This window comes from Paenibacillus baekrokdamisoli (genome assembly GCF_003945345.1).
GTDB classification, from domain to species: domain Bacteria; phylum Bacillota; class Bacilli; order Paenibacillales; family Paenibacillaceae; genus Paenibacillus_Z; species Paenibacillus_Z baekrokdamisoli.
In genome coordinates this window covers 3,851,644-3,866,540 of record NZ_AP019308.1, presented here as the reverse complement: position 1 = coordinate 3,866,540, position 14,897 = coordinate 3,851,644, and the positions used below count along the sequence as shown (strand labels likewise).

At 45.3% G+C, this 14,897-nt stretch carries 6 protein-coding genes; all 6 read left to right on the top strand.

Going from position 1 to position 14,897, the window contains the following annotated elements:
* Positions 1 to 258 precede the first annotated feature (258 nt).
* Positions 259 to 1,626, top strand: a complete 1,368-nt coding sequence (locus tag EKN16_RS17200) for an ABC transporter substrate-binding protein (RefSeq protein WP_164522840.1) — start codon at positions 259 to 261, stop codon at positions 1,624 to 1,626.
* Between the two features lie 61 nt (positions 1,627 to 1,687).
* A complete protein-coding gene (locus tag EKN16_RS17195; protein ID WP_125659754.1) occupies positions 1,688 to 2,557 on the top strand; it encodes a carbohydrate ABC transporter permease in 870 nt (289 codons plus the stop codon).
* A 4-nt stretch (positions 2,558 to 2,561) separates the two neighbouring features.
* Positions 2,562 to 3,380, top strand: a complete 819-nt coding sequence (locus tag EKN16_RS17190) for a carbohydrate ABC transporter permease (RefSeq protein WP_125659751.1) — start codon at positions 2,562 to 2,564, stop codon at positions 3,378 to 3,380.
* A 60-nt stretch (positions 3,381 to 3,440) separates the two neighbouring features.
* Positions 3,441 to 9,557 (top strand): S-layer homology domain-containing protein, encoded by a 6,117-nt coding sequence (locus EKN16_RS17185; RefSeq protein WP_232015820.1) that lies wholly within the window; start codon positions 3,441 to 3,443, stop codon positions 9,555 to 9,557.
* Positions 9,558 to 9,671: 114 nt separating this feature from the next.
* Positions 9,672 to 11,828: a beta-galactosidase gene (locus EKN16_RS17180; protein WP_125659745.1), complete on the top strand. Its 2,157-nt coding sequence runs from the start codon at positions 9,672 to 9,674 to the stop codon at positions 11,826 to 11,828.
* Positions 11,829 to 11,897: 69 nt separating this feature from the next.
* Positions 11,898 to 14,810: a family 78 glycoside hydrolase catalytic domain gene (locus EKN16_RS17175; protein ID WP_232015818.1), complete on the top strand. Its 2,913-nt coding sequence runs from the start codon at positions 11,898 to 11,900 to the stop codon at positions 14,808 to 14,810.
* Positions 14,811 to 14,897 lie beyond the last annotated feature (87 nt).

Sequence of the window (14,897 nt, the reverse complement as noted above, 5' to 3'; positions counted from 1 at the left end):
TAGTTTTGCACGCAGGCTACTGAAGGAGAACATAGTCATCACCCATTATCTTCGAAGTCGATCATTTTTTTAACTGTAACATGAACCTATATGAATTGAAATGGAGTCACCGTTAACTATGAAGTTCACACAGACGATATCGAGATGTTGATAAGATTATCCACCTGCGATGAATAAGAATGTCTATTTAGTTCTAATGTTACAGACCTTACACTGAGAACGTCTCATACAATAACGATGCGAAACGAGGGGAACAGTTTGAGAAAAAAACATTTTGGAAGCGTTTTTGTTGCAGCAATATTGGCTTTGTTGATGGTGGTTGTTACAGCATGTGGTAGTGGGAATAAGGAATCTTCTAGTAGCCCTGCAGATAGTGCGCAAAGTGATAGTCCTTCTGCACCTGAAGCAAACGCAAGTGCACCTTTGGAAAAGATTAAAATCAAAGGGATTGGACATGCGAGCTGGTTTAAAAACGGTATGGATGAAGTCATAATCGCAGCAGCTAAGAAAACAGGAATTGAATTGGAGCTTGAGAAAATTCCAGAGGGTATGGATGGAGTTAACCTAGTTAAAGCTCGCTTTGCTACTGGCGATAAGCCAGATCTACTGTTCTATTACGCAGGGCTTGGGGATACACAAGGCTTCGGTAAAATGTCCGATACATTTGTTAGCCAAGAGGATCAGCCGTGGATAACCAACTTTGACAAGAGCTCGTGGAAGGGTATTATGACCGCTCTTGAAGACGGTTTATATTATGGAGCTCCCTATGGCGGTTCTAATACAAGCGTAGTTCTCTATAACAAAAAGGTATTTGAAAGCTTAGGGCTTAAAGTGCCCACGACTATGGATGAATTCTGGAGCGTGAGCGAGGCACTCAAGAAAGGCGGGAAAATTCCGGTATATCTTTCCGGTAAGGATGCATGGACATTGCAATTGCCCGTACAGCATGCACAAGCCACACCTTCAACGGCTGAGGTTCTCGCTAAGATCGATGTTAATCAGGCGAAATTTACAGATTGGACAGCACGTAAGACAGGGCTGCAGTTCCTTAAAGATGTTACTTCTAAAGGCCTGACGAACAAAGATGTGCTGTCTGATACTTACGATAATGCACAGAAGGCTTTGGCAACAGGCGAAGCAGGCATGTACATTATGGCGACTTGGGTTATGACTGACATTGCCAAGAAATTCCCGGATCAGACTGCAGACATTGGCGCGTTCATTATGCCGTACCAAGGCGCTGATGCCGACAAAAGCTATATTTTTGCACCGAATGCCGTCTTTGTGGTCAAAGGTAAAAATGAAGAAGCTGCACAGAGATTTGTAAACTTCTTCGAATCTCTAGAAGCGCAAAATATTTTCTTCGGCAAAGATGGCGGTATTCCAGCAATTAAGGGAGTAACGGTAACCTCATTAACACCGGCGGAGCTTGAAGCCAAAGCACTTTTGGATTCAGGTAAAGCAAGCGGCGATGGGTATGTTATGAAATACGATATTAATGCGGCTTTCCCAGCCTATTTGCAGGATATCATTACCGGTGGGAAAACACCTGAACAAGTGCTAGAAGCCCAGCAGAAGGATTATGAAAAGGCGGCAAAAGCCAAGGACGATCCGAACTTCAAGTAAAGACATTAGAGAAAGGGGGGAGTTCATTACTCACTCCCTTCCTTTTATATAGGGGTGCCGTATGATTAAAAAAATGTATTATAGCTACTGGATGTTGCTGCCTGGATTATTGATTTTTGGTATGTTTTTCATTTATCCAAATCTGACTGGGTTTCATTATGCCTTTACGAATATGAACGAGAGCTTCAAATATACACGGTTTGTTGGATTTGATAATTTCAAATCCTTATTTCAGGAAGAAGATCAGGCTATTGCTTTCAAGAATACATTTATATTCGCATTTATTACGACATTTTTTAAGGTTGCTCTAGGCTTACTGCTTGCGATGCTGGCCAACACCAAGTTAAAGACAACGCTCTTCTTGCGGTCAATGCTCTTTTTCCCGGTTATTCTAAGCACCTTGGCAGTATCACTCGTATTCAGTGCACTTTTACATCCTAGTAGAGGGCTCTTAAATGTGTTGCTGGAAACCCTTCATTTGGATATGCTGACTCGTTCATGGCTGACTGACCCGCATATTGTTATCTTTGCCGTATGTTTTGTGGAGATTTGGAAGTGGACCGGTTTAACGATGATCCTGTTCCTAGCGGCATTACAGACGATTCCTCAGGAATTGAAGGAGTCGGCGATGGTTGAGGGGGTTAACTCCTGGCAAATGTTCAGATATATTACGCTCCCATTGATAATGCCAATCGTCAATACAAACGTTATTCTCAGTGTAATCGGCGGCTTAAAGGTATTTGACATCGTATATGCCTTGACTGGTGGAGGACCGGGTAACTCGTCTCAGGTGATTAACACCATTGTGTTTAAGAATTTTGCTGCAGGCAGAAATGGGGAAGCTACAGCAGCAAACGTTATGTTGTTCCTGTTCGTCCTGGTGATTGTGTTATTGGTCAATAAGGCGCTGAACCGGAAGGTAGAAGGGTGAGCTAATGAGAAGATGGCAAAAAGGATTACTTGAGTTGATTTCCTTGGTTCTAAGTGGAATCATAGCAGTACCACTATTCATGGTTGTTGTGAATTCTCTTAAGAATCAAGTTGATGCAGCAGATCTAAAATTGACACTGCCTAAAGATTGGTCAGGGTTTAATAATTATACGGAAGTTTTTAGAATTGCACGTATCCCACAAGCGTTCTTGATTACTCTTATCATAACAGTGGTATCTGTTGTACTTATTATTACGGTTTGTACGGCTGCTGCTTTTGTCATTGAACGCAGAGATAGCCGTTTTACGCGTATCTTGCAGCATATTCTGATTGCAGGAATGATTCTACCTGGCTCTATTATTACGACCTACTATTTAATGCAATCGCTGCATCTCATTCGAACTTTCACGGGGGTTATTCTACTTTATGTAGCCAGCAATTTCCCGTTCATGACCTACTTGTATATTTCATTCCTTCGTGGTGTGCCCAAAGAACTGGACGAAGCGGCTATTATCGATGGAATCGGAAGGTTTAAATTGTTCTTTAAAATTCTTTTTCCACTACTAATGCCTGTGAATGCATCCGTTATCATCCTTGCTTCAATGAACATTTGGAACGATTTCCAAACTCCGTTTTATTTTCTTAATACGGCAAGTCGATATACGTTAAGCATGACGATTTATTTCTTCTTTGGTCAACATTCGAGTGATTGGAATTTGGTGTTTGCTGATATTGTAATGGTCTCTTTACCGGTTATTTTGCTGTATTTATTTATGCAAAAATATATAGTTTCGGGTCTTACTGCGGGTGCTGTTAAGGGTTAATAGGAATAGCTATTCATTAATAGATATTGGGAGGAGTTTTCTCAGATGATGATGTACGCTATGAAAAGGTTAAAAAATAAGTATTTAGCGGGCCTACTCGTCGTTGCCTTATTGGTGGCATCGTTGCCATCTTATGTTGTTAAAGCCGCAGCCGCAGATAATACGGATATCGATTCGCCAACAGTACAATCAACATCAGAATACTTATGGGTAGAAGGAGAGAATGCACAAGCCTTCGACGGAGGCTACCAAGTTGTCGGAGAGGCGGCTTCTAGCGGAGCCAATTATTTGAAATTATATACCTCTGAAGCGAATACGGTCGCTACAGCGGGTTATCAATTGGATATTCCAGCAACGGCTAAATATGATATTTGGGTATTGGGTACGCCAGGAGATAACATATGGCTGTCGGGTTACAAGTGGAAGCTAGATACAGGTGCTTACAGCGCTGCTGGCTCATTTTATGGAGAAAGCGTATTTACTACACCGGATGGCATGCCATTCTATTGGATTAAGCTAAGCTCAACCGAATTGGAGCAGGGGCAGCACGATTTGGGTTTTCTAACGAATGCCTCAAGACAGGCTAACTCGGACGGGTTATACTCGCAAGGAATTGATGCAGTGGTGGTCGTGCCAAATGCATGGAAATGGATGCCCAATGGATTGGAACAGCCTAAGGATTCGGTTCTTCCTGAAGTTGATTCCCTGTGGGTAGAAGGAGAAGACGCACAAGCCTTCAATGGAGGATATCAAGTCGCAGGTGAAGGCGCCTCCAGCGGAGCTAGTTATTTGAAATTATATACTTCTGAAGCGAATACGGTCGCTACAGCGGATTATCAATTGGATATTCCAGCAACGGCTAAATATGATGTTTGGGTATTGGGTACGCCTGGCGATAACGTGTGGTTGTCGGGTTACAAGTGGAAGCTAGATACAGGTGCTTACAGCGCTGTTGGCGAAGCCTTCGGAGAAAGCGTGTTTGGTACACCAGAAGGCATGCCCTTCTATTGGATTAAGCTAAGCTCAATCGATTTGGAGCAGGGTCAGCACGACTTGGGATTTTTAACGGATACCCCGAGACAGGCCACGCCGGACGGTTTATATTCGCAAGGAATTGATGCAGTGGTGGCTGTGCCAAAGGCATGGGAATGGACACCCAATGGATTGGAACATCCAACACCAAAACCAATAATTCCTCCTAAATATGTCTGGATGGAAGGCGAAGCTGCTTCTATTACTGGAGAGTATCGTTCGAAATATAACTCTAAGGCAAGCGACAAACAAATTCTCGAAATGTATACAATGACACCGGGGGCTAAGGGTACAGCGGATTATGAGTTTGATATTCCTGAAGCCGGAAGCTATTCCATCTGGGTATTGGCTTCTCCTGGAGACAACCCATGGCTTTCCCCGTTTAAGTGGAAGCTGGATTCATCGAGCTATAAATTCGTCGACTCCTCTTCAGCCAATACGGTGTATGTCACACCGGAAGGATTGCCTATGGCATGGCAAAAGCTTGATGTATCTGAATTAAGTCAGGGACAGCATTCGCTGGGGTTCTTAACGGATACGCCAAGGCAAGCCTCTCAAGATGGCTTGTATTCACAAGCTATAGATGCTTGGGTTATCGTTCCGGATTCGTGGGGATGGTCTCCGAAAGGCCTCAATAAACCGTTCAATGGGCAAGAAGTGAAATTTAGTTATATTGGCGGTGAACTAGATAAGACAAATGTGCACAGAGAGGATATATTGACCGTCACCACTACGAATAAGGTGGAAGCAGATTTTAATGGCGAGCTTTACTTCTTTGCCGATCTGGTGCTTAACGAAGAAGTTGTATCACGTGACGTTGTCAGTTCAATTAAGAAGAGCTGGAAGAACGGAGAAGAAAACGTTCAGACGATGCATTTGAAGATTCCATTTAATGCACCCGATGGCTCTTACGAGGTAAGGACTGGAATCGTCGATATTCCTTACACGAATGCGCCGGAAGGAAACGATTCCGTACTCGTCCAGTCATTCACCATGGGTACGTCTCAAGGCGATGCGCCGGAGCTTAAGGCAGAAATAAAAGAATTGATTGTACCGCAACAAATGAGCGATGAGGTGACGTTGCAGGGAACAGCTTCATTCAAATTGCTGCAAGCTGTAGATTTCGATACGACAGCCTATCTAAGCTTCTGGAAAGATGATGTGTTGTGGGGGGTGTCGGAGCTTGCTTCGGTGAGTACATCTAGCTTGCCCGTTGGTGAAAATAAGGAAGTCGTGTTCGATTTCCAGCTTCCTAAAGACATGCCCGCCGCGAGCTATGTTGTCAAATTTGGACTTCATAAGTTGCAAACGTTACCATCGAGAACGATCTTGACGGTTGTTTCCGCCACAGCCTCGAGCGATGGCTACAAACCGCTCACGAATGGTAGCTTCATTGACAAGAAGCTAGGGGAAACCCACTTTTGGTATGCAGATCAAAACCATACGATGATATGGGATGGGGTACCGTTTATTCCAATCGGGGGTTTGTTTACCTCAGACTATTTGATTTATTTCTCCACAACGGATGCTGCTGCCAACAAAGCGCATTGGGAAGATGATAAGCAGGTTTTACAATATATGAAGGCACATGGATTAAAGGATTTGTATATCAATGCCGTCGTACATGGAGCTGGAATACCTGCATGGGCATGGCAGTGGCTACTCGATTATTTAGATGAAGAAGGATTTACTTATGGTATTCAATTTAATGCGATCAACCATGGGGATGAGGAGGAGACGGTTCAGACTGCGTATATGCCTAGGACCAGTGATGGGGCTACGCCACTTAAAGCAGCCAGTGGTGGACAAATCTTGAAAATGTACACTAAAATTCCTGGCTCTAAAGGTACAGCAGATTATTCGTTTAATCTACCTGCTACGGGGAAATATGAGATTTGGGTGCTAGGCACGCCGAATGATAAATCCTATGTATCCTCTTACCAGTGGAAGCTTGACAGCGGGTCCTATCAATCATCCGGAGATGCATCAGGCGACCCGGTATATAGTACCATTGAGAGTTTACCGTTCGGATGGCATAAGCTCGATTCTGTGGAGCTAGCAAGCGGAACACATTCACTGGGTTTCTTGACTAATACACCGAGACAGAGTGTCATTGACGGTTTATATTCCCAAGGGCTCGACGCAATCGCGGTTGTACCTGAAGCTTGGGCGTGGACACCGAGCGGAATCGCTAAACCCAATCATCCAATCAGTAACTATGCCTGGATTGAAGCCGAATCAGGGAACGTTACAGGAGCCTATTTATCAGGTTGGTTGAAAGTAGAGAATATTACCCAAAGTGGTGAAGTCTCTCTCACCGTTCCATCCGCCAACGTTCAGAATGCCGTATCGCCAGCTTCGAGCTTTAGCATAACGGCTATATCTAATTTGTTTACAGTCATTAACCCTAAGACAGGTGAAGTGGTCGCCTCGGGCAAAGGGACGGTGGAGAAGCAAAGTGGCAGTATGCTTGAATTTAAGGCGGATGTCACACTGCCGGTTCAAAACGAGGGCGGTTATACCCTCTACTTCACACCACAGGTGAAATATAACAGTCACGTACTGGTCAATATTTGGGATAAGGGAGATCTCTTTATTGATAAAATCAAGAGCAATGTTAGTAAGTTAAAGCTCGGACCCAACTTCCGACTTTTCGTAGACCCGGTCAATAACGAATCGGGTGTGTATGCCGAGAACGAGAGCATGTTGATAGATTCGCCTGTGTATCGTGCTCAATTTACGGCATGGCTTCACAATCGTTACTCCACAATTGATGATTTGAATGAGGCTTGGAAGATGCTGACACCGCTTCCTTCTTACGAAGCAGCAGCCCGTCTTGTTCCTATTGTGAGGGGGGAAAGGGAAGAAGCTTGGAAAAATCAGCTTTATCTAGTCGATTCAGAATCTCCCGATGTTACTTATAAGTCGGATGCCTATCATGGCCGACTTTGGGATGATTATGCGGATTTCCGTGACGATTCCTTTAACGATTATCAGATGAAGGTTGCCGACGCTATTAATGAAATTGTTTCCATACCCGTTATTTATAAATACGTTTCAAGCCTTAGAAAGTATTTTATCAATCATAAACAATCTGGTGGGTTTCAAGGCATAGGTGGAGAAGTGTATGGAAATACAGAGTATTTGGTAAGGGAGCGGGCAGGATATCCTTACTCGGCAGCCGAGCAATCCGCACAAACCATGTGGCTGATTACAACCGAGACACAGTTAGATGAGAACATGGAACAGAAGTTCAACTCGGGTGTAAAAGGCTACCCTGATCAGCAAACGATGAACAACCATTTTGATAATTTAATCAAGAGTGGCTCGAAAGGCATTTATGATTTCTTGCTGAATTGTAGCTATCATGAAGCTTGTAAGCAAGCTTATGCGTACTATACAGCCAAGCCTATTGAATTTGAATGGCTTGAACAATATCGGACTAATCTATTAGCTCCAGATTCGTTAGATGAACTAGTTGCTTATCGTCCAGAGGTTTATTATGCCTATCCCGCAGGAGAAATGTGGTGGGGGCCCAATAGACGTAATGTCGTATTGCCAGGAAATGATTATCAGGGTGGAGCGACGCTCACGACTGAGAATGACAAGTGGGTGCTGCCTACATTCGATCCGAAGGTAAAAACCGATGTACTGATCGTCAATCTCGAGGATGATCCAGCAACTACGGTTTATGGAAAGGCATTACTGGAATTAGGGAGCTTAAAGAATGGACAGCGGGATACCGTGTATATGGGTTATCGCCGAAATTTAGGTGCATTACCGGAGATTGATAGCTATTTCACGAACAAGTTTACAACGTTGGAGGACGGGACGGTCGTTCAGGTTCTTAATCCGCAGGCGAGTCCTACTTCCGAGATTGTTTATCAAACGGCCTCAGGCAAAGTATGGGGCCTCAGGGACGGAAACCTATGGATTATTGGGGATACAAACTGGATACAAAGCTTTGAAGGCAAAGAGCCGAAAGGAACAGCCAAGTACATTGACCAGTTGGATTTTGCAGCGACTAACGGTAATGGAAATGGCGGCAACAACGGTAACGACGGTAACAACGGTAACAACGCAAATAGTTTCGTTATCGATGGGGATAAGTTAATTGCAGAGCTTGGCAGCAATCAATCTATAGCCACTGTGCCATTGGAGCAAATAGGTGATCGCTCTTTACTGGTGAAATCGGGATCAGCCATTATTACGATTAATCCATCTGTAATTAGGTTGCTCAAGGAGCAGGCTGGGTTAACTGAAGGCGCTGTTCTCGAGGTTCAATTGTTACCTGTAACGGATAAGGCTATCTTAAATTCTCCAACATTAGGGGGGAAAGCTCAGGTAGTTGTCGCAGGCCAAGTTTATGATATTAGTATTACCTTGAAAAAATTAGACGGAAGTACTTATGCGTCGGAACAAGTATCGGGTGGCGTGGAGTTATCTTTGCCCTTTGTGTCCGGACTTGATCAAGATCTTCTAGGCATTTATTACTACAACGAGTCTACTAAACAATGGGAGTATGTAGGCGGAACGGTAGATAAGGTTACGAATACGATAAAGGTCAAGCTGAAGCATCTTAGTAAATACGCAGTGCTGGAGTATAAGAAGACTTTCGAGGATGTTCCAGCAGCTCATTGGGCAGCTAGAACACTTCAGGTGCTAGCAGCGAAGCATCTTACAACCGGAGTAACCGATACCTTATTCAAACCTGCAGCCTTGACTACTCGTGCAGAATTTACCACGCTTCTGGTTCGCGCCTTAGATCTTGAACTTAAGGATCCTGCTACAGGCTTTAAGGATGTTAAGGTAGATTCATGGTATGCGAAAAGTGTTCAAGCTGCTGTAGCTGCGGGTATTGTTACAGGCGTAAGTGAAGATCGCTTCGAGCCGAATCAACCGATTACACGTGCGGAAATAGCGGTCCTTATTGGGCGAGTGCTCAAGTTAACGGGGGATACGAATAGCGGTGATCAGTTCTCCGATGCGCAAGAAATACCAAGCTGGGCAGCCTCATATGTAGCGGCACTTAAGCTTGCGGGTCTTGTGCAAGGCAGATCAAACAATCGTTTTGCACCACAGGCACATGCAACGAGGGCGGAAGCTGCAACATTTATCCTAGCAATCACTAATAATATGAAATAAGGCAGATGAGGTGGTGGCCTCAAGAATACTGTGAGGCCACTCTACTACAACCCAGTTGATCGTGAATTTTATAACGATTTGTCGGAGTAATAATCATAAATACGAGGTGTTAGCATGTTGCGAGAAAATTTCATTCCCTTTGGTTTTCAATATTATCGTTCTCCTACTCCTTATCGGGATCAATGGGAAGAGGATCTTCGGAACCTATCCCAAATGGGATTTAATTGTGTAAAGTTCTGGGTACAGTGGCGGGCAAGCCATCCAACCGAAAATTGTTTTGTATTTGACGATATTCGAGAACTAATGGATATAGCCGAACGCAATGGATTAAAGGTTGTACTCAACACCCTATTTGATGTCGCTCCCGCGTGGTTTTATAAGAAATATCCAGACTCCAAAATGATATCAGCGGATGGAACGGTTATTGAACCGAGAGCATTAAGCTACCGACAAATTGGTGGAGCCCCAGGTCCTTGTTACCATCATGCGCCTGGACAATTGGAGAAAGACAAGTTTTTAGCGGAAGCGGTAAAGGCGTTTAGAGATCATCCTGCTTTGTGGGTATGGGACTTATGGAACGAACCTGAGCTGACAGCAGGAATTAAACGTGAGCTATCATTTGATAATCAGGTTTGTTATTGCGAGCATTCTCTGCAAGCCTTCGGAGGATGGCTGGAGCATAAATATGGCACACTTGAAGCACTTAATTACAAATGGCAGCGTACCTATCAGGATTGGGAGGAAATTGAACCCCCTCGTGGACAAGCTATATTTAACGATATGGTTGATTGGCGCTTATTTATGTCAGATGCATTAACAGATGACTTGAAATGTCGCGTAGCGGTAGTCAAGCAATTCGATTCCGTTCACCCTGTCATGGTGCACACCGTTCCCTCCCCGATTTTTAATCTCATTACAGCAGGGTCGGATGATTTCAAATTGGCGGAGCCTTGTGACTTATTCGGTAATAGCTTGGGATCGTCGGCCTGGTCAGCAGACCTATTGATCTCCGCGGCGAAGGGAAAGCCGATTATTAATTCGGAAATTCATGCATTGCCTGGAAATACTGCACTCAAACCGCAAAAGCTTCCATGGCAAGAGCTGAAAAAACATATACTAATCCCACTTGCTAGAGGAATTAACGGTTTTTTGTTCTGGCAATACCGTCCGGAAGTGCTCGGACATGAGGCGCCAGCATGGGGAAGCACCTACCTGGATGGAAGTGAGACACCGTGGTTGAGAGAAATGGCGAGCTTAAACGAGACGATTCAAGCGAATCGCAAGCCATTACTCTGTTCGAGCAGACCGTCTGATGGAATCACAATATTGTTCAGCTCGGAAAACCAAATTGCAAATTTCTCCGTTTACGCACATTTGGATACCTATACTGATTCCGTACAGGGAGCACACAAGCTTCTGCATGATTTGAATTATAAGGTCGAATTTCTTCATGGCCATGATATTTCAAGAGAAGTATTGGCCGAGTATAAATGTCTTTGGATGCCTTATCCTCTCTATTTAAACAAACAAATGACGGATGTGATTCGTGAGTGGGTAAGCGAAGGTGGAATTCTTCTATCCGAATGCTCCTTTGGAGCCTTGCAAGCGGAGGATGGCACGCATAGCTATCAAGTACCTGGATATGGATTTGATGAAGTATTTGGAATACGTGAAACGTGGATTCATTCTATAGAAAACTTAGATCATAGTTATCATAATGTTACGGTTCAATCCAAGCAGAAAATTCCATTGAACAGTGTGATGGGAAATGATCCTGCTCAAGGTTCATACTACAAAACGGAAATTGAGTTACTAAGGGATGTAAGGGTTGCCGCAACATTCAGTGAAGATAGCTCGGCTGCTGTAACTGTTGCAGATTATGGGAAAGGGAAAGCGGTCTGGGTAGGCACATTATTGGGCGCATCCTATTGGCAAGAACAGGATAGGAATACGCTTAATTTTATGCGAAAAATACTTGAGGAAGAGCTTGGTTTGGAGCCTTATGTGAAGGTTCATGGCGGTCAGGCTCGTGCAGATGTTCTGGAATGGAAGCATGATGGTCAAGATGGCGCCTTTCTATTTGTTCATAACACGACGAATAGGGATACGGAGTTTACAGTGAGTTTGCCTTTCACCTATGACCGAGTAACGCCATGGTTTCCAGAAGGAGCTAATACCTTAGTGGAGAGGGATGTTAACGATTCTATACGATTCTCCCTAAAAGCAGGGGATATCCAAGTGTTTCAATTGCATCAGCCATTTATTCGTTGATTCCAGCAGCAGCGCTTTCTGTTTTTTACAAAAGAAGACAATCTAACGAAATGGATGGGGACTTGAACAATGATGACTATGAATTGGCAAGCCAAGTGGATTTGGGGAGAAGGGGTGGAAAGTCCTCGTAATGAATGGAGATGCTTCCGTAAAACATTCGACGTATCGGCTGTAGCCGAGTCTCGCTCAGGCGCTAAATTACGAATTACGGCTGATTCACGTTATGTCCTGTACGTGAATGGGACGAGGCTTGGGCGGGGGCCTGTTCGCTCATGGCCGTTCGAGCAGTCTTATGATACTTACGAAGTTAGTCATCTTCTAAAGGTTGGCGAAGAAAATACGATTGCTGTGCTCGTCATGCACTTCGGGTTGTCGACGTTCTACTATGTCCGAGGACGGGGAGGTTTGTTAGTTGAGCTTAATGATGCGGATGGGGATGTCGTCGTCGCGACCGACACGACTTGGCTGACCTCGCGTCATCTTGGACAGCATCCACGAGCACCACGGATGTCGGTTCAGCAAGCATTCTCCGAATACGTTGATGCCACAGCATGGGATTCATCATGGATGGAGCTAGCAGATAACAATACGGGATGGTCGAATGCGATCGCCCTTGGTTCGGTCGGTATGGCGCCTTGGACGACACTTAAGCCTAGGGATATCCCGATGCTGACGGACGAGACGGTGTACCCCGTGCGGGTTGAGTCATTGGCGAAGGTGAGATCGTTCCATGCGACAACAGCGATTGATGTTCGGAATGCGCTGAACGATGGCAGTGAGGACCATGCGAATAGGATTGAATTTACTGGGTTCGTGGTGACTTCGATTCGCGCAAATTGTGCGGGTTTAGTAACACTTGGATTTGTGCATGGAGGAGAATGCCTTCGCGCGCTATCCATTAATGGCGAAGTGATCTCTCAGGACCAGATATATGGTGCGATTCCGGAACGCTATATGGATGTTAACCTGAATGAAGGGGATAATCTGCTCGTCATCGATGTGTCCGATAACCTCCATGCCGGAAAGTTGCAGTTTGGTGTGTATGGAGAAGAGAGTGGGGAATTGTCATTCGTTGCTCCTGTAGAGCTGCTAGCTGATCAATCTGCATCTACCTTCTTCCGGATTGGTCCATTCGACGCTATCATTCCGATTGATCATCAGCCTGTTCGTGAGCTCAATTGGAAGCACCCGATCTATCTTGAATTGCTCGGTTCGCTTAAACGACCAGAGGACTTGGAGCAATTCGTAGATTGGTTTAGTCCAATCGATCCGAAGTACGTGTCCGAGGTAGACGTGTTCGCGCTAAGTGTCTGGCGTAAAGAGAACGTGAAATTTGCGGTTCCCGCACAGCTTCAGAACGCCATCATTCCGAATACTGAGGCGGGTATCGTGCCCTTATTCGAAGGCTACGATACCGAGGTGCTGTTCGATCTGGGCAAGGAATATTCCGGGTATCTATCATTCGAAGTCGAGGCGGAAGCTGGGACGGTACTTGATTGGTACGGATTCGAATACCTGTCTGGACAATATCGACAGGATACGTTCGACCTAGATCATACGCTTCGTTACGTATGCCATGAAGGTCGACAAGTATATGAGACACCGATTCGCCGTGGATTCCGTTACTTGGCGTTGACGGTGCGAGGGGCAAAGGTACCGGTGCGTATTTATGGTGTAACCTTCATTCAAAGCAACTATCCGATGGCCGAAATCGGGCGGTTTGAATGCTCTGATGCACTTCTGAACGACATCTGGGAAATAAGCCGACATACGACAAAGCTGTGTATGGAAGATACGTTCGTCGATTGCCCGGCATATGAACAAACGTTCTGGGTCGGCGATAGTCGCAACGAAGCGCTTGTAAGCAATTATTTGTTTGGGGTGCAGGATATTCTGAAGCGTTGCTTACGATTGGTTCCCGGCTCCAAGCACCAATCGCCGCTCTATGTGAACCAAGTGCCGAGCGGATGGAGTAGTGTGATTCCGAACTGGACGTTCTTCTGGGCGATTGCTTGTGCTGAATATTACGAGCAAACCGGGGATGAAGCATTCGCGGTGGAGATGTATGACGCTATTCGGTACACTGTGGAGCATTATTTGCTCAAGATTGACGAAAGCGGCTTGTTTAATGTAGAAGGCTGGAACATGCTAGACTGGTCGCCGATCGACCAGCCCAATGACGGCGTTGTCACGCATCAGAACATGTTCTTGGTACAGACGTTGCGCGTAGCTGCACAGATGGGGAGGATTGCGAAGGATGAGGGTGGCGCTGCGATATTTGAGGCTGCGGCCAACGAACTTGCAAGTGCAATCAATGAGCAGCTGTGGGATGAAGAAAAGAAGGCGTATATCGATTGCATCCATGCGGATGGTCGTCGCTCCGAAAGTCTTAGCATACATTCGCAGGTTGTAGCCTCACTTACGGGAGTCGTTCAGGGAGAGCGCAAACAGATTATCGATGCTTATCTCGTTCAACCTCCTGAACACTTTGTGCAAATCGGTAGTCCATTTATGTCCTTCTTCTATTATGAGGCACTGGCCAAGCTGGGCGAGGTTCGTCTTATTTTGGACGATATTCGCCATCACTATGGCATGATGATCCGTCATGGCGCGACTACGTGCTGGGAGCAATATCCGAACTTCCTCGAGAATCGGGCTAATCCGGATATGCTAACGCGCAGTCACTGCCATGCGTGGTCGTCTGCCCCAGCCTATTTCTTAGGTCGTGAGGTGCTTGGCGTGAGGAGTTTGACGACGGGTTGGACCGAAGTTGAAATTGCACCTGTTCCATGCGGACTTACATGGGCGAAGGGCAGTGTTCCGCACCCAGCAGGAGGACGGATTGATGTTTCATGGAGCGCTGATGAGAGTAACCGGACGATTCAGCTTAAATTGTCCTATCCGGAAGGGATGATGGCTCGCATCCGGTTGCCGGAAGGCTATACTGGATCGATCACGGAAATGAAGTTGGGAATCTTATAAGCTTAGCTGTGATTTTAATGAAGAGAGACTCCAAGGCTGCACTTACCTTGGAGTCTCTCTTGGCGTTTTGGTACTTGTGCTTGCCTT

Bases quoted from the DNA above. Each gene is read 5' to 3' on its own strand.
- EKN16_RS17195 (WP_125659754.1), top strand. From the start codon at position 1,688: ATGATTAAAAAAATGTATTATAGCTACTGGATGTTGCTGCCTGGATTA.
- EKN16_RS17180 (WP_125659745.1), top strand. From the start codon at position 9,672: ATGTTGCGAGAAAATTTCATTCCCTTTGGTTTTCAATATTATCGTTCT.
- EKN16_RS17175 (WP_232015818.1), top strand. From the start codon at position 11,898: ATGATGACTATGAATTGGCAAGCCAAGTGGATTTGGGGAGAAGGGGTG.
- EKN16_RS17190 (WP_125659751.1), top strand. From the start codon at position 2,562: ATGAGAAGATGGCAAAAAGGATTACTTGAGTTGATTTCCTTGGTTCTA.
- EKN16_RS17185 (WP_232015820.1), top strand. From the start codon at position 3,441: ATGAAAAGGTTAAAAAATAAGTATTTAGCGGGCCTACTCGTCGTTGCC.